Below are 22311 nucleotides of genomic sequence, written 5' to 3'. Positions count from 1 at the left end.
GCTTGCTCAGCCGACGGCGGCGAAGCCACCGGTGCGGGCCCCGGTGCGGGCCGTGGTGCGGTCCGCCAGCCCGTTGAGGTCGGCGAGGGCGAGGGTGCGGGAGGCGGCCGTGCGGGTCAGCCCCCACGAGAAGAGGTGCGCCGCCCGGACCGTACGCTCGGGCAGCCCGGCGGCCAGGTCGACGAGCGCCGCCCGGACCTCGTCGGGCACCTCGTGGCCGCGCCGCACCAGGTGCCGCACCACGATCTCGGCCAGCTCGTTCGTGGCGTAGGCGGGCATCGCCCAGTGCTGGCCGAAGACCTCGGCCAGGCCCGGGACCGGCTGCTCACTGGTCAGCACCACCACCGGGTCGGCCGGCGAGCGGCGCATCTCGGCGACCAGCTGCTGCACGATCTCCAGCCCGGCCCCGGCGGCGTCCTCGGCGTAGTCGACCAGCAGCACACCGCCCTCGGCGTCGGACAGCGCGGCCCGCACGAGACTGCCCGCCTGGCCCTCCCACTGCGGCGCCAGCTCCTGGCCGGTGCTCACCCGGATCAGCTGCCCCACCGGCACGAGATCCAATTCGGACAGGCCGGCGGCGTAGAGACGGGCGAACTCGCTGCGGCCACTGCCGGCGGGGCCCGTGATCATCACGTTGGCGTGTTTCCCGTACGCCCGGCGGCGGTTGCGCAGCTCGCACAGCTGCAGCAGCGTCGACCCGATCGCCTCGCGGACCGGCGTGGCGCCGACCAGCCCGCAGACGCGCTGCCAGCTGCGGGTCGCGTTGATGGCCCCGGCCGGGTTGCTCGCCGCGTCCGGCGCCGTGGTCTGCTCGACCGGCAGGTCCTCCAGCAGATCCAGCTCGGGCGCCAGGTCCAGGGCGGTCAGCCGGTTGAGCTCGGTGTCCTTGGTCGGCGGGGTCGTGGCCAGGCGCGACGCCTGGTTGTTGATCATCGCCTCGAAGAGCTTGCGGGCGACACGACCGTTACCGAACGTCGAGTTCTTCGGCACCCGCGTGAAGTACGTGCCCAGCGCGTCCACCGCGTCGTCGGTCAGCTCGTAGTAGTGCTTGCTGCACAGGTTCGAGGTGATCGTCACGAGCTCCTCGACCGAGTAGTTCGGGAACTCGATCGTGCGCGTGAAGCGGGAGGCCATACCGGGGTTCGAGGCGAGGAACTGCTCCATCAGCTCCGAATACCCGGCGACGATCACCACGAGCTCGTCGCGGTGGTCCTCCATCATCTTCATCAGCGCGTCGATGGCCTCCTGACCGAAGTCGGGCCCCGAGCCACCGGACCCGGCCGACAGCGTGTACGCCTCGTCGATGAAGAGCACCCCGCCGATCGCCTTGGTGACCAGCTCGGTGGTCTTGATGGCGGTCGCACCGATGTACTGGCCGACGAGATCCGCGCGGGCGGCCTCGATCATGTGGCCCTTGCTCAGGATGCCGAGCTCCTTGAGCACCGAGCCGTAGAGCCGGGCCACCGTCGTCTTACCCGTGCCGGGCGGGCCGGCGAAGACGAGGTGACGGCTCATCGGGGGCATCGGCAGGCCCATCTGGAGGCGTACCTGGCTCATCTTGATCAGGTTGATGAGCGCGGTGACCTCCTGCTTCACCCCGCGCAGACCGATCAGGCTGTTCAGCTCGCGCAGCGGGCCGCTCAGCTCGCCCTCCGGCTCCTCCACCGGCTCGCTGCCGGCTGGTGCGGGCGAGACCGGGCTTGCCGAGTACGCGGGCGCGGGCGAAACCGGCTGCGCCGGACGTCCGGAGCTCAGCGACTCGACGGTCAGCTGCGCGTCACCGGTCTTGCGAATGTCCTCGCCGCCGCTTTCCTGCACGGTGCACCGGACGATCGACACGGGCTCGGAGGTGTCCACGTCGAAGCCGGCCGAACCGCTGCCGAGCACCTCGCACTCGGTGAAGTCGCCCCGGCTGCCCGGCGACAGCGCGATGCCGTGGCGGCGGGCCCGGCGGACCCGGGTCTGCGTGGCCGTGGCGCTGCCACCGGTGCCGATCGCCACACCGTCGCCAGGGGCCTCGACGATCTCGCTGTCGCGCAGGCGCAGCTGCCCCTCGCCCACGGTCACGCCCGTGCCGCGCAGGAGCGACGAGTTGAGCTCGAGGTCCGAGCCGCCGCCGACCACGACCGTCGCGGGGGCCGTACCGGTGAAGCGGGCCTCCCGGACCGTGCCGCGTGAGCCCTCGGCGAGCTCGAGCGCGACGAGGGCACCGGCCTCCACCGCCAGGTCGGTGCCGTCCAGCGTCGATCCGCCCTTGACCAGCAGGCCGGCGCCGGTGCCGACCGACGCGCGCAGCCGCTCGACCACCGCCGAGCCGGACCCGCCGACGACGACCAGGTGGTCCCGGGTGCCGCGGATCGTGGCGCCCTCGAGCCGGGGCGCCGACTCGGCCTCGACCGTGACGCCCACCGGGGAGTCGGCGAAGGTGCAGTCGGCGAAGGTGGGCCGGGCGCCGCCGGTCACGTGCGCCGCGGTGTGCCCGGCACCGGAGAAGGTGCAGCGCTCGAAGCGCGGAGCGGCCCGGTCGGCGACGTGCGCCGCCTGCAGTGCCGCCCCGGAGAAGCGTGAGTCACTGATCACGACGTCGATCTCGCCGCGCAGGAAGAGGTCCACGTTGCCGCTGTCGCTGACGGTCAGCCGCTGCATTCGGGCCCAGCCGCGCTGCTCCACCACGACGGCGGGCTTGCCGGCCTTGTCGATCTCGACCTGCTCGACGGTCAACCGGCCGTCGCCGTTGACGCAGAGGCTGTTCGCCCCGGTGTCCCGGACCTGGCAGCGCCGCAGCGTCAGTACGCCCTGATCGGCGACCACGATGCCCGAGGTCGCCACGTCCGTGATCTTCGTGTCCTCGATGGTGCTCGGGGCGGCCGAGGTGACCACGATCCCGGCGCCCACCGAGTTGTGCACGGTGCAGCCGCGCAGGGCCAGCGAGCCCTGCAGCCGGGACAGCAACGTCACCCACGAGGCGCCGGAGATCACGCAGTTGTCCAGCGCCACCTCGCCCGAGTAGACGTCCACGGCGGCGAGCTTCGGGTCGGCGCTGGCCAGGGTGATCCCTCGCAGCTGCGCGCCCTCGCCCTGCACGACCAGGACGCTGCCCTCCTCGACCCGCACCTCGACCGGCCCGCCCTCGGCGGCGCTGATCGTGATGCGGTTGCCGACGACGAGCTTCTCGACGTACCGGCCGGGGTGGACGGTGATCGTCGCCCCCGCCTCCGCCCGGGCCAGCGCGGCGCCGATCGTCGGGTACGCGCCGGGCTTCCCGCCGCCGACCGTCAGAACCTGCCTGGTCATCGGCCGCTCACCTCCGCCTTCTCCGCTTCTCCGGTGCCGCCGGCTTCTCCCGCCAGCCGCCGGTCGAGGCCCGGGAGCACGCCGAAGCGGCCCGCGGCGCCCTTGCCGATGCGCCGGCGGGGGTCCGCGCCCGCCCACCGCTCGGTGCTGCGGCGCAGCGACGTCACCGCCAGCTCGTCCAGCGACACCCGGTTCGAGTCGACGCGGCCGTCCGTACCGACCTCGTTCGCCCCGATCTCACGCATCAGAATCGCGCCGCGCTCCGAGCCGGACGGCTCCCGCAGCTCCAGGATCTTGTAGTGGGTACCGGGCAGGAACAGCACCCGGTCGTCCACGCGCTCGTCGCCCTCCGGCTCGAGCAGGTTGGTCCGCCGCGCGGTCATCGACCAGACCAGCACGTCGGTGTCGCCGTCCTGGGTCTCGCACGGGCCGGTCAGCACGTTGACGAACGACCAGTCGGTCACCAGCCGGCGGTCCCGGTAGTGCGCCCACTCCGCCTCGGTCGGCGTCGTCCGGTAGATCGTGGTCCCCCGGAACGACGGCAGCCGCGACAGCCCCGAGACCGCGCATCGCGCGAACGGCACGTGCGGGCCCGTCGCCCCGGACCGCAGCCCGGCGTCGATCCCGGTGCCCCGGCCGGACAGATACAGGCGTACGGCCACCGAGTCGGCGAGGATGTCGGCCGCGCTGACGCCACCGGCGCTCTGCAGACCCGGGTGCTCGGACATGATTCGCGAGACCGAGCTGGCCATGGTGTCGAAATCCCGGCTGAGCGTACGGCGCAGCCAGGCCCGCTCGTCGTCGAGCGAGCGCTTGCGGGGCAGGAGCGCCGAGGCGGCCGCCGAGGGGATCGGCTGGAGGCGCGTGTCCTCGGCCTTCTGCCGCGTCTCCCGCTCGGTCACGGGCTGGGCCGTAGCCGCCGGCTGGTACGCCTCGATCGGCTGCTGTGCCTCCGCCGCTCGGTGTGCCTCCACCGGCTGAACCTCCGCCGGCTGGGCTTCCACCGGGTGGACCGCCTCTCCTGGCGCGGCCGTCGGGGCGACCGGCTCGGGGATCTCGACGGCCCCGACGAACTCGACGGGCGGCGCCATCGCGGCGGCGGGCTCGGCGCTCTCCACGGGCAGCGCCACGGTCGCCGGCTCGACCGGCGCGGTCACATCGGTGGGCTCGACCGGCGCGGTCACATCGGTGGGCTCGACCGGCGCGGCCACGTCGGCAGGCTCGATCGACGCGGTCACCGGCTCGACCGGCGGGGTGGGCGCCGGGGCGAAGGGGGTGACCGGGCCGACGTTGCCCATCAGCGCGGACGCGATGGACTCGACCGGGGCGGGCATCTCGACGGGCTCGACCGGGGCGGCCACCGGCTCGACGGGCGGAGCGACAGGCTCGACCGGCGGCGCGATCTCCACCGGCTGCCCGATCTCCACCGGCGGGGCGATCTCGACCGGCTCGGTAGGCGCGGTGTCGTCCGTCGGCGTGGTGATGTCCACCGGGCCGGCGGAAGCGGCGATGTCCACCGGACCGGCGGAAGCGGCGATCTCGATGGGAGCGACCGGATCGACCAACTCCGCGGGTACGGGCACGGGCGCGGGCGCCACGGGCTCGGCGAAGGACGAAGTGACGAAGGACGACGCAGCGGGCGGCGCGGCGGGCGGCGCGGCGGGCGGCGCAACCGGCTCCGCGAAAGGCGAAGCGGCGATCGGCGCGGCGGCGATCGGCGCGGCGGCGATCGGCGCGGCGGCGATCGGGGCAGCGGGCGGCGCGACCGGAGCCACCTGGTCGACCGGGGCCGTCGGAGCCGTCGGGGCAGCGGGTGCCGGGACGACCGGGGACTTGGCGACCACGGGCTCGGCCGGCGACGGGAACAGCTCGGCCCGCGAGTACGCCCTGGTCACCCGGTCCGCCAGCCGGTCCTGCGGCACGGCGGGCTCGACGGCGGCCGGTGGCGCCGGGACGGCCGGTGGGCCGAACGGCTGCACCGGGATCCCGCGCTGGGCGAACGGCTCCCCCGTGGGCGGCGCCGGAACGGCACGCGGAGCAAACGGCTCCGCACGCTGGGCAAAGGGCTCCGCCGGCACAGCGCGCTGGGTGACCGGCTGGGCAACGACCGGCTCCACGACGACGGCTTCGACGGCCGGCGGCATGTAGGCGGCCGGCGGCATGAAGGCAGCCGGCGCGGGCGCCTCGACGGCCGTCTGCACCTCCGGAGCCGGGGCGGGCGCCTGCGAAGGCTCCGACGCCCGCAGCACAGCCTCGGCGCGACCGGCCGGCTTCTGCCCGGGCACCAGCACCGAGGCCGGGAACAGAGCGGTGTCCTGACCGACACTGGGGTCGACGCGGGCGGCGAGGTCCTCGGCCAGCTCGCGCATGCGCTCGGTCCGCTCGGCGACGGTGTCGTCGAAGATGAGCGTGCTGCCCTCGGGGTCGAGCGGCGTCGCGCGGACCCGTTCGGCGTTCGGGGGCTCCTCGGCCGGGCGGACCCAGAGGCCGGCCTGGACGACTTCGACGACGGCGTCGGGGGCGTACCAGTAGACGCGCGGCGCGACCTCCTCCGGGCCCCGCAGCGGGCCGCGGTGGCTGAGGACGGCGGGGCGGCGGGCCTTCGAGTTGGGGTGGGCGCGCGGGGCGTAGCCGAGCTCCAGGGCGAACGGGGGCCAGCCGAGCACGCCGTCGCCGCGGACGGTGCGGATCTCGTACTTGGCGGGGGCGCCCACCGGCACGCCGGAGTAGCAGACGACGCCGGTGCCGAGCAGGTCGGCGAGGGCTTGACCGAAGGCCTCGCCCTCGGGCAGGCGGATGTCGCCGTACTGCACGAAGCGGGCCCGCATGCGGCTCTCCGCGTCGAGCTCGCGCCAGAAGCGGACGACGTCGTCGAGCGACAGCGGCGCGGTGCCGGGACAGCCGAGCAGCACCGTCATCACCTCGGGCTGGCACGGCACGTCGGCCACGAGGCGTTCGCGGTGCTCGGCGACGATCTCCGGCTGGCGTACGTCATGGATCCACACGCCACCCGGCAGGGGCTCGATCTCGCCGGTCGAGCTGGAGGGGCGCTTGTCGGTGACGGCCTTGTCCCACAGCGGGGTCGGGTAGCGCTTGGCGTCCCACGTCGGCGGCTTGCCGGGGCGGAAGCGCACCCAGCCGCTGCCCGGCACGGAGTGGACGAACAAGCCTCCGGCGGCGCCGCGGATGAGGTCGCCGTCGGGCGCGATGACCGTACGGTTGAGGCGCTCGGACAGCCACTGACCGGCCATGGCCGCGGCGTTGCGGTGGTCCCCGCAGGCCATCAGCCGGATGCCCCGGCGGCGGCGGGGCAGCACGCCGGCCATGGACTCCCACGAGCCGATCGGCATGCCCTCGCCCAGGTCGAGCACCACGACGTCGTTCTCGGCGTCCTCGACGACGGTCAGCGCCAGGGACTGCGCCTCGGCACTGATCGAGTCCGCGGCATGCAGGACCAGCGCGTTACCCACGGTGTGCTGGACGACCCCGCCGGGACCCTCCGGCCGGCCACGCAGCATGCTGCGGATCACGGATGCCATGCGTACTCCTACCCTCTCGCCAGGCTGGTGACGGCTTTGCGGCTCAACACGGGACCCTGCGGCAGCGCCGCCAGCAACTCCCTCGGGAACGGTACGGGTGTCACGGTGTTGAGCTTCAGCGAGGCCACCGTCGTCGTGTCGGCCAGGTTGTAGGCCATGCCCTCGTCGGAGACGAAGGCGACCTTCTTGGCGGCCGACGCGGACGTGGCCGCCGACGCGTCGGTGACGGACGCCACCGGGGTCACGGCCATGCCGGAGCCCTGTCGGACGATGACGGTCGTCTTGCCGTCGGCATAGACCCCGGAGGCCCACTGTGGAGCCAGCGCGACGACGCTGGTGTAATTTTCCGGATCGACCGGCCGCTGCTGCTGGCACACGGCCTGGCCGCTGGTGTCCTGCAGCTGGAGCGAGGCGAGGTCGGGCAGCCGGTCGAGCAGCGTCCGGTCGGTGGAGCGCTCGGCGGCCACCAGGTCGGCCGGGTCGAGGTCGACCGGGGCCCGGCGGTCCGCCGCGTCCAGGATCAGGAACTCGGTGCGGCTGACCGGCGCGAGCCCGTCCTTGCGCAGCACGAAGAGCTGGTCCTCGCCCTGGCGGAAGAGCGTGCCCACCTTGTGCGTACGCCCGCCGACGCGCGGCCCGGTCGAGCCCTCACCCGGGATCTTCGCCGGTCCGAGGTCCACGCCGTCGCCGAGCCAGCCGAGCCACATGTCCGGCGCCGGGGCGGGCCGGGTCGCGGCCGCGCCGAGGGCCACCAGGACCGACTCGTCGGTGATCTTGTATTTCACGTAGTTGGCGAGCAGATAGGGCTGCCCCTGCTCGTCCTCCACGACGAGGAACTTCTTCTCCGGGAGCAGTGTGACCGGGACGTCCGGCTCGAGGTTGACGCCCAGGCCCGACACCTTGCGGCCGGTCGCCACCGAGCCGGGCAGGCAGGTCAGCCACGGGCCGTCGGTGAGCGCGTCGGCGGTGGGCAGCTGCTGCGGCGCCCCGGCGACCCCGAGCGGGATGCCGCGCGGCACGTCCTTGAGCGAGTTGCGCGACACCAGCTTGACGGTCGACTTGCCGCCCTGGATCAGCATGGCCGAGGTGAGGTCGGGCACCGGGTGCAGCGCCCCGTCGATGTAGACGAAGCGGTTGCCGCTCTCCTTCTCGACGATGATCGTGCCGGCCTGCTTGTAGGCCTTGCTGCCGCCGGGGACGATCCAGCCGTACACCGCGAAGCCGCCCACCACCAGGATCGACAGCAGGACGCCGACCAGGAGCCCGGTCTGGGCCCGGTGGCCGGGGATCTCGGCCCCGGTCGGGTCGCCCTCGACCAGGGCCGAGCTGAGCCGGCCCATCATGAAGGTGTGGGCGTGGACGTGGTCCCGCTGAGTCTGCACGGTTGCCTACCCGAAGAGCCCGCGCGCCCACACGTAGAGGCCGAGGATCTGCCCGAGCAGGGGCAGCACGGCCACGCCGGTGGCGACGTCGAGGAAGGTGGCGGCGTATTCCCAGAAGGGCAGCATGCGCCGGGGCCAGGGCCGCATCGCGGCCATGACCAACGGCACGACCAGCGCCAGCAGGCCGCTGAGCAGCACCCACCGCCCACCGGCGGGGAGCATCTGGGAGAGCCGCATGATGACCATGAGGTAGCCGACGGTACCGGCGGCGGCGAGCGCGACCCGCTGCCAGACGCCGAAGAAGGTACGGGCGCGCAACAGGATTGCACTGGCAACCACGGCCACGAAGGTCCAGCCCGCCCAGCCGGGGGTCTGGATCGTGTAGTGGAACAGCACCGGCAGCACCAGCGCGGACGTGACCATCGCCACGGTCAGGTAGGTGTCGGCGAGACCGGCGCGGTCGCGCACCTCGTCGGAGGGGGCGGGCTCGATGTCGTACGACATGTCGGCGCCCGTCTTGGGCAGCTGCGGCCCGCGCAGCCGGGCGAACTTCACCGCCGCCCGGGGGGCCACGATGATCACGGCGAGGAGGAGCGCCACGGCGGTCGCCGCGGCCCGCTGGCTCGTCATGCCGGAGCCGCTCTGCATGAGCAGGATGCAGGCCGCGACCAGCGCCGTCACGCCGATGACCAGCATCGGGGCGAAGGGCAGGTGCGGGGTGACCGTGCGCTGCAGGATCAGCAGGATCGCGGCGACCACCGCGATGCCGACCGCGCCCGCGAGCATCGCCGGCCCGTTGAGCACGATGCTTTCCGGGTCGCCGTCGACCGCACTGGCGGCGGCGAGCGCCGCGAAGGCCGCCGCGCCGCAGCCGAAGAGCAGGGAGAACGCCCCGTCGGTGACCCGGCGGGCATAGACCAGGGCGGCGCTGAAGAACGCGGCGGCCAGCACCCCGGCCCCGACGACCTGCGGCAGCACCGGGCCCCGGTCGGTGAGCACCGCGGCGAGCGCGCCCATCGCCACGATCGACAGGACCAGGAACATCACCCGCCGGTACTCCGGCTGCCACCGGTCCGAGCGCCGGTTGACGATGGTGGCGATGCCCTCGGCGACGTCGTCGAAGTCCAGCTCGGGCAGCGGGTCCTCGGCCCGGCGCAGATAGAGCTCCTCGCCCTCGAGCCAGTCCAGGGTCTCGGGCGTGCCGGAGAGCTCGAAGGGATGCTGGCCCAGGCGCTGGAGCACCCAGGCGCCCTCCGGGTCGTCGCCCTCCAGCCGGCGCCCCGACGAGGTGTGCTGCAGCAGCACCGGCAGCAGGTTGGCCACCGGCGTCGCCGACGGCACGGCCAGGTCGATCTTGCGGTCCGGGCCGATCACGGTGATCCGGCACAGCTCTCTGTCCAACGCGGTGCTCATCCGCGGTCTCCCTTCGGCGCCACGAATCCGGTCTGCATCAGGGAGACGCCACGCCGGGTCACCAACTGGGCCCGTCCCGCCGGGAGGCGCCGCGGCGCGGCCTCACCGAGGAACTTGCCCTCTTCCTTCGGGTACGACAGGAGCGTCGCGGGCGTGCCCAGCTCCCACATCCGGCGGATCACCGGCTCCATCATCGCCCGCATGGCGCCCGAGGTGCTGCGCGCGATGATCACGTGCAGGCCGATCGAGGCGCCCTGGGCCAGCAGCGGCAGCAGCGGGTCCAGCGTGGAGCCCATGCCGCCGCGGGTCATCAGGTCGTAGTCGTCGACCACGACGAACAGCTCCGGGCCCTCCCACCAGTCGCGGCGGCGCATCCGCTCCGACGAGATCTCCGGGCCGGGCACCCGGCGGTTCATCGAGACCGAGGCCTGGCCGGCCAGCTCGTAGAGCTTGTCGCCGGTGAAGCCGAAGCCGACCTGGTACTCCGGCGGCAGCGCGGTGTCCAGGTCGCGCCGCGAGTCGCCGAGCACGACCTTGGCCTGGTCGGAGGTGTAGCGCTGCTGGATGGCCCGCAGCACCAGGCGCAGCACGTTCGACTTGCCGGTCTCGTTGTCGCCCAGCACCAGCAGGTGCGGGGTCGCCATGAAGTCGTGCCAGACCGGGGCGAGGCGCTGCTCGTCCTGGCCGAGGCAGACCTTGAACTCCGGCTCCGGCTCCGGCAGCTGGGTGACCGGCAGCACGGTCGGCAGCATCCGTACGGCCGGCGCGATCGGCCCGGTCCAGAAGGTGCTGATCTCCTCGGTCGCCGCCTTGGTCGCCTCGGCGAGATCCTCCACCTCGGAGCTGCCGTCCATCCGGGGCAGCGCCCCGAGGAAGTGCAGCCCGTCGGAGGTGAGGCCGCGGCCGATCTGGTTGGGCACGGTGGCCGCCTTGCGCGAGCCGACCTCGGACTCCATCGAGTCGCCCAGCCGCAGCTCCAGCTTGGTGCCGAGCAGGTCGCGCAGCCAGGTGCGCATCTCCGACCAGCGGGTCGCCGTGGCGATCACGTGGATGCCGAACGACAGACCGCGCGAGGCCAGCTCCTGGAACCGGGTCTCCAGCTCGGTGAAGTCGTTCTTCATCGTGTACCAGCCGTCGATGACCAGGAACACGTGCCCGAACGGGTCGTCGATCTCGCCGCGCCGGCGGGCCGCCAGGTAGGACGTCATCGAGTCGAGCCCGCGCTCGGCGAAGATCGCCTCGCGCCGCTCCATGATGCCGACGATCTCCTGGATGGTGCGGGTGACCCGGTCGCGCTCCATGCGGGTGGCGATCGAGCCGATGTGCGGGAGCCCGGCGATCGAGCTCAGACCGCCGCCGCCGAAGTCCAGCCCGTAGAACTGGACCTCCTCCGGGGTGTTGGCCAGGGCGAGCCCGAGGATCAGGCTGCGCAGCAGGGTCGACTTGCCGCTCTGCGGGGCGCCGGCGATGCCGACGTGGCCGTCCGCGCCGCCGAGGTCGGCGATGAGGAGCTCGCGCAGCTGCTCGGCCGGGCGGTCCACGATGCCGACGGGCACCCGCAGCCGGCCCTGCGCCGCCGGGTCGTCCACGGTCATGCCGCGGATCGGGTCCGGCACCACGCTGGGCAGCAGCGAGTCGAGGCTGGGGGCGGTGGACAGCGGCGGCAGCCACACCTGGCGTGCCGGCGGGCCGGAGCCGGCCAGCCGGTCGAGCAGCACGTCGGCGAGGCTGGGCCCGGTCGCGGTCTCGGGTTCCTCGGGCGTGACGGCCGCGAGCACCTCGGCGGCGCGGTCCCGGCCCGGATCGGTGCGGGCGGCGACCTGCTTGGTGATGAACGGGACGATGTCGTGCTCGGTGGGCAGCTCGTCGTACTCCACGGCCACCGGGCCGCGGCCGCTGTAGGCCCCGGACACGTACGCGGACTTGAAGCGCACCAGGTTGGTGGTGTCCAGCTTCAGGTAGCCGTTGCCGGGCTCGGACGGCAGCTCGTAGGCCTTGCCGACACCGATGACCGAGCGCGACTCCATCGACGAGAAGGTGCGCAGGGCGATCCGGTACGACAGGTGGCCCTCGACCCGGTTGATCCGGCCCTCGTCGAGGCGTTGCGACGCGAGCAGCAGGTGCACGCCGAGCGACCGGCCCAGGCGACCGATCGAGACGAACAGGTCCATGAACTCGGCCTTGCTCGACAGCAGCTCGCTGAACTCGTCGACGATGATGAGCAGCACCGGGAACGGCACCAGCTGGGCACCGGCCGCCCGCGCCTTCTCGTAGTCGAACAGGCTCGCGTAGCCCGAGGCGCGCAGCATCTCCTGGCGCCGGGTCATCTCGCCGTTGAGCGCGTCCTGCATGCGGTCGACCAGGGGCAGCTCGTCGGCCAGGTTGGTGATGACCGCCGACGTGTGAGGCAGCTTCTCCATGCCGATGAAGGTCGCGCCGCCCTTGAAGTCGACCAGCACCAGGTTGAGGATCTCGGAGCTGTGCGTCGCCGCGAGCGCGCAGACGAGCGTACGCAGAAGCTCTGATTTGCCGGAGCCGGTCGCACCGATGAGCAGGCCGTGCGGGCCCATGCCGCCCTGCGCCGACTCCTTGAGGTCCAGCTCGATGACCTCGCCGTCCTCGGTGACACCGATCGGCACGGTGAGCCGGTTGCGCTGCGGCTGACGCGACCGCCACAGATTCTGTACGTCGAACGTGTGCGCGTCCCGGATGCCCAGCAGCGTGGTCAGCTCGAAGCTCGACTCCATCGGCTCCTCGACCACGTCGAGCGTGCCCGAGGTCCGCTTGGGGGCGATGACCCGCGCCAGCGCCTCGGCCTGCACCCCGTCGAGGGCGTCGCGGGTGGCCGTGCCGACGGCCTCGTTGGCCGGGAACTCGACGACGTCGTCCTTGACCGTCAGGCGCAGCACCTTCGGGCCACCGGGCATGTTGCCGGTCAGGTCGAGCAGCACCACGTTGCGCATGCCGGCGCCGAGCAGCCGGGAGCTGTCCGGCAGGTCGACCAGGTGCGCGACGACGACGATCAGCGGCTCGGTGGCCGAGGGCCGGGAGTTGCGGTCGTGGTCGCCGCGGTCGGTGACCTCCGAGCCGAGCAGGTCCATCAGGTCGTCGTGCGTACCCGCGAAGAGGCGCACCGGACCGGCGCCGTCGACGGCGGTCGGGTGCGCGTTGTGCGGCAGCCACTTGACCCAGTCCCACGGGCCGCGGTGCACCTCGGCGGCGAGCACGGCGACCCGCAGCTCGTCCGGCGCGTGAAAGGTGACCAGCTGCGCGACCATCGCCCGGGCCAGATCGATGGCCGGGTCGGCCGGGCCCTCGAACTCGACGCTGGTGAAGCTGCGCAGGCTGACCGAGATCGGGATGCCCGAGACCGTACGGTAGGTCTCGGAGAAGCGCCGCAGCGAGATGGACGACAGCGGTTCCAGGTCCTCGATCGGCTTGGTCGAGGGCGGGGTGAACTTGAGCATGGCGTTCTGCCGGCCGAGCCCGATGCGCACCCGGCCGAAGTCGTCGTGGCTGGGCCGGCGCTCCCACAGCCGGCTGCCCATCGCGACCGACCACAGCCAGTTGGGCTGGGGGTTGTTCCAGAGCACGAACTGCCGCTGGTCGTCCGCCGCCTTGCGGGCCTGCTTGCGCAGCTGGGCGATGTAGCGCAGGAAGTCGCGGCGCTCGCCCCGCATCTTGCGCTTGCGCTCCGAGGCCGCCTTGCCGATCTGCATGACGCCCATGAGCAGCATGCCGCCGGCCATCGCGCCGCCCATGACGTACATGATCGGGGCCCGGCTGTAGAGGCCGAACATCGCCATCATGGCGCCCATGCCCAGGCCCATCGGCACGATCATCGCGAAGGACCGGAAGTCGAGCGGCGCCTCCTCCGCCATCAGCGGCGGCTCCTGCAGCTCGATCTGCCCCTCGGGCGCCTCGGGGCCCGCCGCGCGGGGCGGCCGCTTGACGGTGACCGTGCTCATCCGATGTCTCCCGACCCGGCCCCGCCGCCACCCCAGGCGGACGTGTCCTGCTTGAGCAATTTGACGGAGTAGCGGTCGTTGCGGAACCGCTCGGCCGCCTTGTCCTCGTCCTCGTCGTCGTCCGGGGAGGACTGCCGGGACCGGTGGCGGCCCGACTCCTTGGCCTCCGCCTCCTCGCGCTCCTTCGCCTCCGCCTCCTTGCGCAGGCGGCGGCGCTCCTTCATGAGCTCGTAGCGCTCGTCCACGCTCAGCTCCCGGCCGCCGCACACCGCCGGCTCGGCGTCCACGGCGGACTCCCGCGGCTCCGCGGCCGCCGCCCGGCGCCACACCGCCCGGGGCATCTCCGGCATGGTCATCGTCCCGTCCCGCTCGTCTCCGTCAGCCACGACGACCCGTCGAGGTCGTCCCAGCCGGACGTGTCGTCCTCGTCGTCCGGCGACACCACCGGCACGAAGTCCTCCCCCGGAGGGGCCTCCGGCGGCGGCGCCGCGGCGTCCCAGGCACCGGTCCGCTCCTCGAGCAGCTCGGCCGACTCCGGACGCTCCGCCGCCTCCCGCTCCTCCGGGTCCGGCACGTGTCCCGTCACCGCACCGGCCGTCCGCGGATCGGCTGCGGCGCGCGGATCGGCAGCGACCGTACCGGAAAGAACCGCGTCGCGCGCCGGGACAGGAGCTGCGGACGGCGCCGCCGGCACCGTCGGGGCCGAGGGCATGCTGAGTACGACCGGAGGGGCGGCCTGCTGCACCGCGTCCTCCGTGGCGGCGCCCGGCTCGGAGGGCTGGAGTGCCTCGCCGCCCGCCTGACCCGGGTCGGCGCCGGCGTCCCCGGCAAGGTCGCCCGCCAGGGGCGCGCCGGGGCGGCGGTGCTGCGGGGCGTCGACCGGGGTGCCGGGCACGCCGTTGTTGTGCGCCGGGACGACCGCGTCGACCATCGGCGGCGCGACCGGGGCCGCGACGCCTTCGGCGGTGGCCGGCGTCTCGGCGGCCGGTGTCTCGACCGCCGGAACGTCGGCCGTGGGAGCCTCGTCCACCGGGATTTCGGCCGTCGGCGGCTCGTCCACCGGGACCTCGGTTGCCGGCGGCTCGACCGGCGGGACCTCGGCGACCGGGACCTCGACCGTCGGGGCCTCGACAGCCGGAACCTCGGCCGTCGGGGCCTCGACAGCCGGAACCTCGGCCGTCGGAGTCTCGACCGGCGGCTCCACGTCGACGGGGGCCGTCGGGGCTTCCACGTCCACGGGCGCCGTCGGTGCGTCCACGTCTACGGGGGCCGTCGGTGGCTCCACGTCGACAGGGGCCGTCGGCGGCTCCACGTCGACGGGGGTGGCCGGGGCTTCCACGTCCGCGGGGACGGCCGGGGCGGGGCTGGGGTCCGTACTCGTGGAGGTGCCCGGTCCTTCGATCGTCTCCCCGCCCGGGAAGCCGACCACCGATTCCACCGGGACCGCGGCAGGCGGGGACGGCACGTCGGCGGTCTGCAGGCCCGCACCGCCCGCGGAGGCGCCGTCCGGGGCGTACGGCATGGTCGGGGTCTCGGAGGGTTGCCAGTCGGCGGTCTCCGGGTCGATCAGGCTGGACGCGTCGGTGGCGTCCGGGGTGGACGCGTCGCCCGGCGCGGCCGTGCTGCCCGGCATGCCCGGCATCATCGGCATCGCGCCCGGCAGGGCGGCCGGGGTGGTCGTCCCGGCTTCCGCCGTCGTGCCGGGTCCCGTCTCCAGGCCCGCGCCGCCCGGGTTGGTGCCCAGCGGCGCGCTCGGGTCGCCCGGGGTGCCGCCGGAGGGCTGCCAGTCGGCGATGTCCGCGTCGACCAGGCCCTGCGCGTCGGGAGCTTCCGGGATGCCGCTGCCGGCACCCGGCTGCCCGGCACCCTGTCCACCGCCCGGCATCATGGGCGGCATGCCGGTGGCGGGCACACCGGTGCCCGCGGTGGCGCCCGGCTGCTCGGTGCTCGTACCCGGCGTCTCGGGCATCTCCACGTCGGGCACCGTGAGGCCGGCACCCAGCTCGGGAGCGGTGACGCCGGCACCCGCGCCGGGGACCGTCAGGCCCGCGCCGCCCGCCGACGCACCGCCCGGCGCACCGGGCATCTCGTAGTCGAGGCCGCTCGGCTGCCAGGCGTCCGGGTCGCCGACGACGAGACCCTGCGAGTCCGGGGCCTCCGGGTTGCCGGAGCCACCGGCGCCGTTGCCGAGACCGCCGCCGCTGCCGGGCATGCCGGGCATCATCGGCGAGGTCAGACCGGAGCCGCCGGGGTTGGCACCACCGGGGGCACTCGGACCGTCCACGTCACCGATGCCGGGGGCCTGCCAATCGCTCGCGTCGCCTTCGACCAGGCCACCGGCGTCGGGCGCCTCGGGAATCCCGGCACCGCCCGCACCATTGCCCAAACCACCGCCGCCACCGGGCATGCCCGGCATCATCGGCGAAGTCAAACCACTGCCGCCGGGGTTGGCACCACCGGGGGCACTCGGACCGTCGATGCCGCCGATGCCCGGCGACTGCCAGTCATCGAGGTCACCGGCGACCAGGCCACCGGCGTCGGGCGCGTCGGGGATCCCGGCACCGGCGCCGCCGCTGCCCAAGCCACCACCGCCACCGGGCATGCCCGGCATCATGGGCGAGGTCAAGCCACTGCCGCCGGGGTTGGCACCACCGGGGGCGCCGGGCACGTCGAGGCCGCCGATGGCCGGCGACTTCCAGTCGTCCTGGTCGCCCTCGAGCAGGCCGCCCGCGTCGGGCGCGTCGGGGATCCCGGCACCGCCGGCGCCACCGCCCAGGCCACCGCCCGAGCCGGGCGAACCCGGCATCATCGGCATGCCGGAGCCGCTGCCGCCCGTGCCGAGACCGCCGTTGGCGCTGGGACCGGTCAGGCCGGGGACGTCGATGCCGCCGGTGCCCGTACCCAGGCCGCCGCCCGCGCCCGCGGTGGGCGGAGTGATGGAGGGTGCGGTGAAGCCGGGCTTCTTGGTGTCCAGTCCGGTCCCGTTGCCGGCGCCGAGCCCACCGGCCCCACCGGTCGGGCTCTTGATCGACGGCGGGGTCACGCTGCCGGTCTTGCCGCCGGTGCCCAGCCCGCCGTTCGCGCCCGGGGCGTTGCCGACGGTGGGCGGCACGACGCCCGGCGTGTTGCCGCCGAAGCCACCAGCGCCGGCCGGAGGGTTGCTGAGCGCCGGGGGCACGACCGACTTGACCCCTGTGCCCGGTCCGTTGGTGCCCGCCGTCGGACCGTTCAGGCCGGGCAGTCCCCCACCGGCGCCGGTCGGACCGCCGCCCAGGCCCGGACCGCTGGTCGGGGGCGTCACGTTCGGCTGTTCGAAGCTCTTCGCGCTGGGACCGTTCCCGCCGGCGCCCGACGGGTTGAAGTTGGGGTTGCTGACCTCCGGCACCTTGGCGTTGTTCGGAGGCGGCGTGGTGGTCGGCGGCGGGGTCGACTTGAACGCCGGCGGCGGCGTGCTCGTCGGCGGGGGTGTCGTGGTCGGAGGCGGCGTCGTCGTGGGCGGCGGCGTCGTGACGGGAGGCGGCGTGGGGTTCGGGTTGGGTGGCGGCGTCGGATTGGGGTTCGGCGGCGGCGTCGGGTTGTTGGGCGGCGGCTTCGGGACGTTGGGGTCGGGCGTGGGCGGAGCACCGTTGCCCGGCGGCGGCTTCACCGCGTCGTACGTGAAGTTGTACTGCGTGGCGAGGGTGTCGAGGACCTGGCCCATCTGGCGGGCCATCGGCTTCTCGTACTCGGTGCCGCTGATCGGGACGTTGCCCTCGGGCTCACCGACACCGTTCGCCCGGGCGATCGCGGCCCACGACGTGTCGAGGTATTGCATCTGCTCCTGCGCCCACTGCAGGTAGTAGGCGCTGGTGTACAGCTGGTTGGGGATGGAGTGCGGGCCCGCGCTCTCGCCGCCGTTGATGCGCTCGGCGTGCTTGCCGATGTAGTCGGCGAGATGCTCCATCTTGGCCAGGAAGGCATCGGCTGCCTTGCCCTGCCAGGCCCGGTCGGGGCCGGCGATCGCCTGGGACTGCAGGCGGACGAAGTCCTTCAGCCAGTTCAGGCTCTCCACGACCTGGTGGAAGGCGCCGGCGGAGTCCATCACGGACTGCGCGTTGACGAGCTTCGCCGCCTCCGCCCGGCCCGCGTCGGTGGCCAGCGCGGAGCCGCCCAGCACCGCGGCCCGCAGCTTGCGCCAGCCGCGGTCCTCCTCGACCCACTTCTGGTAGTCGAGCGGGTCGGAGGTGTCGATGGTCGAGGGAATGAAGGTGGCGTCCTTCTCGACCGGGTTCTTCCAATCCGCCATGCCGTGGCCCTTTCCCTACCCCTGAACAGCGCCTGCCTCGCCCGGATCCGCGGGTCGGCTCAGGCGGTGTTGGCCCCGCCGGTGTTCGTGCCACTGGTCTTGCCGTAGTTGCCGAGCGCGTTGATCTCCGACCACGCGTCCTCCAGCGTCTTCGCCAGCTGCTCGCTGGTCATCGCGTTGAAGTCCTCGGCCTTCTTGTATTCCTCTTTCATGTTGCTCAGGCCCTCGCGGATCTCGAAGAGAGCCGCGTGCAAGGTACCGAGCAGGCCGATGGCGTCGCCGCGCAGACCGGCGTCCTGGCCGTTGACCCCGTCGATCTTCTGCCGCATGATCTCGGCCTTGGCGAAGCCGCCCGGCTTCATGTGCTTGCCCTCGAGCTCCTTGGCCACCTTGAGCAGGATGCCGTCGTGCTCGCCGGTGACGATGTGCGTGTCGATCTGCTTGATCAGGTGATCGATCGCCTCGGTGCTGATCGCCATCTCATTGTTCGGGTTGTTGTCGCCACCGGTGTAGGTCGACGTCTCCGGCGCCTTGAAGTCCGAGTCCTTGGGAGGCGTGTAGCTGGGCGGCGCCTCCTTGTAGTGGACATCCTCCGGCTTGTGCTCGCCCTGGTAGTTCTCGACGAGCTTGTCCCAGTGGTCCTTCTCGATGACGTCGCTCTTGTACCAGTCGTAGACCGCGAGCTCTTCCTTGCTGTAGTCGCCGCGGTCCCAGGTCGACATGCCGGTACGCGGGTTGGTGTGGCTGGAGATGTCGTTCTGGATCTTGTCGATCACCGAGCGGGCCCAGCCGCTCTCCTCGCCGTGGTCCTTGTCGTACTTCGTCAGGATGCCCATCGCGTCGATGGCTTCCTTGTTCGGGTAGTCGTAGCTGATGGCCATGACGTCCTACTCCTCACCGGGTCGGGAAACTCATCCGTCCCGGCGGGATGATCCGGGCCGGGACGCACAGCAGCCGGCCACCGCGTCGTCGCAGGACACGGCAGCCGGCCAGGGCGGGTCTGGTGGGTCACGGCGCCGCCGAGGCGAGGTCCAGGTTTCGCGTCGCAAGCGGGGCGGACGGTCGAATACCGGGTTGGTATTCGTCCGTTCGCCCCGCGCAGCGAGGCGGAAGCTGGGCCCGCCGCAGGCCGTCGTGACCCACCAGACGCGCCCTAGGTTGGTCAGCCGCCGCGGACGTCGTTCCAGATCTGCGCGTGGCGCTGCTCGGTGGTGCCGTAGTTGTCGGAGATCTGCAGCAGCGTGAGCCGGGCCTGCTCCAGGTAGACCGTCATGTTGTTGGCCGAGTTGTTCCAGGCCGCCTTCGAGACGTAGTACTGCTGCTGGGCCGCACCGGTCCAGTCCGCGAGGCTGGCCTCGACGGTGTGCTCCATCTGCTCCAGCGCGGCCTTGATCTTGCCGTTGATGGAGTTCATGTCGTGCAGCACGGCATCGGCCTGCTGGAAGTTGAACGTGTAGTTGGACACTTCAGCCCTTTCCTGCCAGAGGGATCGCCGGCGACGGAGGGTGCCACCGGGCGAAGGGAACGGTCAGGCGACCTGACCGGGACGGATCAGATACCCGGGAGCGCCGAGCCGAAGGAGGCGGCGGTGCTGGCGGCGTCGTCCTCGGCCGCGGTGTAGCCCTTGGTGGTCACGCCCATGACCTCGAGCATGTTGATCAGCTCGTTGATGACGGTCTGGAAGGAGGCCTCCCAGCTGTCCATGGCCTGGTTGAAGCCGGCCGAGGCCTGACCGGTCCAGGACGCCTGGAGGGTGGCCATCTGGCTGTTCACGGCCTGAAGCTGACCGGTGAACTCCGTCGCCTTGTCGGAGAACTCCTGACCAGCACGCTGCATGCCCTCTTCGCTGGTTTGCACTTGGGGCATCGTCATTGCGGTACTCCTCACGTCGGGTTGCCGCCGGCTCGGCCGATGCCGTCCGGCGCTGTCGTGTGCCGCCGGCGGGCGTGGAACCGGCTACGGCGGGCCGAGAAAAGTTTCGAGGACGACGACCGTTCCGGCTCACTCGAATCGGCGCGGATGTCCGAATGTCGGGCCAAGAGTGCACGGGCTTCCCGATCGGCGCGCCCCACGGACCCCGACCGCGAGGGGACAGGGGAAAACTCGCTGCACGTTTCTGCCCCGGAATGCCGGTGGCTCTTTCCGTCGGCAATGCGGGGCCTTTTACTGGTCCATCGACGCGGAGGGAAAGCCCGGATGAACTTCAACGAACGCATCGAGAGCCTCTTCGAGGAATATCAGCGGCAGCGCAACAGCCTGACCGAGATGCAGGAGAAGATGCGGTCGCTCACGGCCTCCGCCACCTCTCCGAGGCGTGAAGTCACCGTCACGGTCGGCCAGAACGGCGTCCTGACCGACATCAAGTTCCCGTCCGGCGCGCACAAGCGGCTCACGCCCGCCGACCTCACCGAGCTCATCCTGGCCACGTACAACGAGGCCAAGGAGGACGTCACCCAGCAGGCCGCCGCCACGCTCGCCCCGATGCTGCCGGACGGCATGGACGCGCAGGCCCTGGTGCGCGGCACGGCGGGCACCGACGCCTTCCTGCCCAAGGAGCCGCGGATGGCCACGAGCGTCCGCGAGATCCTCAAGATGGGGCGGGCCGAGCAGTGACCAACCCCGGCGGGCAGCTCTGGGTCAACCCCGAGGGCGTCGTCTCGGTCGGCGACGCGTACGCGCAAGAAATGGCCCTCTACGACCAGTACCTCAGCCAGCTCGCCTCGCTCCGCGCGCGCGGCCAGGCCGCCTGGGGCGACGACGACATGGGCAAGGAGTTCTCCGAGAAGTTCCTCCAGGGCATGGACAACCTCGAGTCCCTGATCGGCAGCGTCCGCGGCACCCTCAAGTACACCTCCGAGGGCCTGCGCGAGAGCGGCCTGCTCTACCGCCAGGTCGACGACGAGGCGCACGAGGTCGGCGAGAAGATGTCGCGCGACTTCGACGAGAACCTGTCCCAGATGCCGCTGGCCCGCACCCGCGCGGCCGCCCGGGTCACGGAGCCCGCGCAGGAGGCGGCCTTCAGCCCGCTGCTCCCGGCCGAGGAGGGCACGCCCAAGCTGCGGCGCGCCATGGCCGTCGAGGGCAAGCGCCTGGAGCCGACGGGGTTCACCGCCAGCCGCGTACGGGCCGAGGGCGAGCCGATCGAGCCCATGCAGCCTCTCATGGCTCGCCGCCTGGCCGTCGCCCGTCCGGTCGAGGGCGAAGTCACCGAGCCGCTCGTGGCCGGCCGCCTCGCCAACGCCCGTCCGGTCGAGGGCGAGGTCACCGAGCCGCTCATGACCCGCCAGCTCGCCAACGCCCGCGTGACCGAAGGCGAGACCACCGAGCCGCAGACCTTCGTCCGGGCCGAGCGGCGCATGGGCAAGCTGATCGAGGCCGAGCCGGGCATCCCGACCGAGGAGGCCACGCCGATGCTGCGCGGCCGCCTCGCCCAGGGCCGCACGATCGAGCCCATGGAGGCGCTGCAGCCGACCATCCCGGGCGTGCCCGCGTCGCCGGTCGAGCCCGGCATCCCCGCGCAGTTCAGTGCGGCCACCCCGGCGATGCCCGCGATCTCGTCGTACATGATGAAGCCCGAGTACGCCACGGCGTACGTGGGCGGCCAGCCGCTGCCCGAGGGCTATCGGCTGGAGGCGCTCAACACCTTCGAGGACGGCACCAGCCGGGTCGACGCCAACCTCTACGAGTCCATCACCCCGCTGGCCGGCACCCCGGTCACCGCCGCCGACGGCACGCCCCTCGACCCCGAGGGCCGGCACTTCTTCGTGGTCAAGGAGAACCCCGCCGCCGACGCCACCGCGCCCGGATACCAGCCGCTCATCCTGTCGTACACGGCGGACGGCACGCCCAATCCGCTGTTCTGAGCCTCCTTCATGGTCGATTTCCATATCCCCAACGACCCCGAATGGCAGTGGGCGTACGACGCCATCCTCTACACCACGGGTGAAGACTTCCCGGAGGCCGACCCGACCGCCCTGCGCGCGATGGGCGACGAGCTCTACACCCTGACCAGTACGCTGCTCAACGGTCAGGCCTCGACGCAGAACCTGGGTTTCGCCCTGTCCGGGCACCTGCAAGGCCCGGCGGCTGACGCGTTCAACGAGTTCCAGCAGATCATCACCCGCCCCCTGCCTGACGGCGGCACGATCTCCAACGCCCTGGGTGACGCGGCGTACAACTTCGCCCTGGACTCGGAGAACACGCAGTACAACATCGTCATCGCGGCGTTCACCCAGGTCGTCGAAATCGCCATCGCCCTGTCCACCGGCTTCGGCGCGGCCGCGGTCCCAGGACTCATCAAAATCGGTCAGGAGATCGTCAAAGCCCTCATCGACTTCCTGCGCCAACGCCTGCGTAACCAACTGATGCGGCTGATGTGGGAAGGCATCCAGGAAGGCCTGGAAGAACTCTGGCAAAGCGCCGCCGCCCAA

The 22311-nt window shown here is 72.5% G+C and carries 13 protein-coding genes; 3 read left to right on the top strand and 10 right to left on the bottom strand.

Going from position 1 to position 22311, the window contains the following annotated elements; translation table 11 throughout:
• Positions 1–6 precede the first annotated feature (6 nt).
• The 10 genes from RAN62_RS17705 to RAN62_RS17660 all read right to left on the bottom strand — a co-directional run bounded on the left by RAN62_RS17705 (position 7) and on the right by RAN62_RS17660 (position 19753).
• Entirely contained in the window at positions 7–3294 is a 3288-nt protein-coding gene (locus RAN62_RS17705) for a right-handed parallel beta-helix repeat-containing protein (protein ID WP_305785776.1), read from the bottom strand.
• On the bottom strand, positions 3291–6833 hold the full coding sequence (locus tag RAN62_RS17700) for a hypothetical protein (RefSeq protein WP_305785775.1): 3543 nt from the start codon (positions 6831–6833) through the stop codon (positions 3291–3293). The genes RAN62_RS17705 and RAN62_RS17700 overlap by 4 nt, the downstream gene beginning before the upstream one ends.
• Positions 6834–6841: 8 nt before the next feature.
• Positions 6842–8215 carry a type VII secretion protein EccB gene (gene eccB, locus RAN62_RS17695; protein ID WP_305785774.1) on the bottom strand — a complete coding sequence of 458 codons (1374 nt, stop codon included), beginning with the start codon at positions 8213–8215 and terminating at the stop codon, positions 6842–6844.
• A 6-nt stretch (positions 8216–8221) separates the two neighbouring features.
• The gene (eccD, locus tag RAN62_RS17690) at positions 8222–9628 is read right to left on the bottom strand and encodes a type VII secretion integral membrane protein EccD (RefSeq protein ID WP_305785773.1); all 1407 of its coding nucleotides are present in this window, start codon (positions 9626–9628) and stop codon (positions 8222–8224) included.
• Positions 9625–13632: a type VII secretion protein EccCa gene (gene eccCa, locus RAN62_RS17685; RefSeq protein WP_438874521.1), complete on the bottom strand. Its 4008-nt coding sequence runs from the start codon at positions 13630–13632 to the stop codon at positions 9625–9627. Before eccCa ends, eccD begins: the two co-directional genes overlap by 4 nt.
• On the bottom strand, positions 13593–13952 hold the full coding sequence (locus RAN62_RS17680; protein WP_438874520.1) for a hypothetical protein: 360 nt from the start codon (positions 13950–13952) through the stop codon (positions 13593–13595). The genes eccCa and RAN62_RS17680 overlap by 40 nt, the downstream gene beginning before the upstream one ends.
• On the bottom strand, positions 13949–17881 hold the full coding sequence (locus tag RAN62_RS17675; protein WP_305785770.1) for a hypothetical protein: 3933 nt from the start codon (positions 17879–17881) through the stop codon (positions 13949–13951). Before RAN62_RS17675 ends, RAN62_RS17680 begins: the two co-directional genes overlap by 4 nt.
• Before the next feature lie 59 nt (positions 17882–17940).
• Entirely contained in the window at positions 17941–18762 is an 822-nt protein-coding gene (locus RAN62_RS17670; RefSeq protein WP_305785769.1) for a hypothetical protein, read from the bottom strand.
• Between the two features lie 281 nt (positions 18763–19043).
• A complete protein-coding gene (locus RAN62_RS17665) occupies positions 19044–19346 on the bottom strand; it encodes a WXG100 family type VII secretion target (RefSeq protein ID WP_305785768.1) in 303 nt (100 codons plus the stop codon).
• Positions 19347–19432: 86 nt separating this feature from the next.
• Positions 19433–19753 (bottom strand): WXG100 family type VII secretion target, encoded by a 321-nt coding sequence (locus RAN62_RS17660; protein WP_305785767.1) that lies wholly within the window; start codon positions 19751–19753, stop codon positions 19433–19435.
• Positions 19754–20077: 324 nt separating this feature from the next.
• On the opposite strand from RAN62_RS17660, the gene RAN62_RS17655 reads away from it, so the two are divergent.
• The 3 genes from RAN62_RS17655 to RAN62_RS17645 form a co-directional block, all read left to right on the top strand.
• Positions 20078–20494: a YbaB/EbfC family nucleoid-associated protein gene (locus tag RAN62_RS17655; protein WP_305785766.1), complete on the top strand. Its 417-nt coding sequence runs from the start codon at positions 20078–20080 to the stop codon at positions 20492–20494.
• Positions 20491–21744, top strand: coding sequence for a hypothetical protein (locus RAN62_RS17650; RefSeq protein ID WP_305785765.1), 1254 nt, complete (start codon positions 20491–20493; stop codon positions 21742–21744). The genes RAN62_RS17655 and RAN62_RS17650 overlap by 4 nt, the downstream gene beginning before the upstream one ends.
• 9 nt (positions 21745–21753) lie before the next feature.
• A partial coding sequence (locus RAN62_RS17645; protein ID WP_305785764.1) for a WXG100-like domain-containing protein occupies positions 21754–22311 on the top strand: 558 nt, incomplete at its 3' end.

Source organism: Symbioplanes lichenis (assembly GCF_030709675.1).
GTDB classification, from domain to species: Bacteria; Actinomycetota; Actinomycetes; order Mycobacteriales; family Micromonosporaceae; genus Actinoplanes; species Actinoplanes lichenis.
This window is presented reverse-complemented; position numbering and strand designations above follow the sequence as displayed.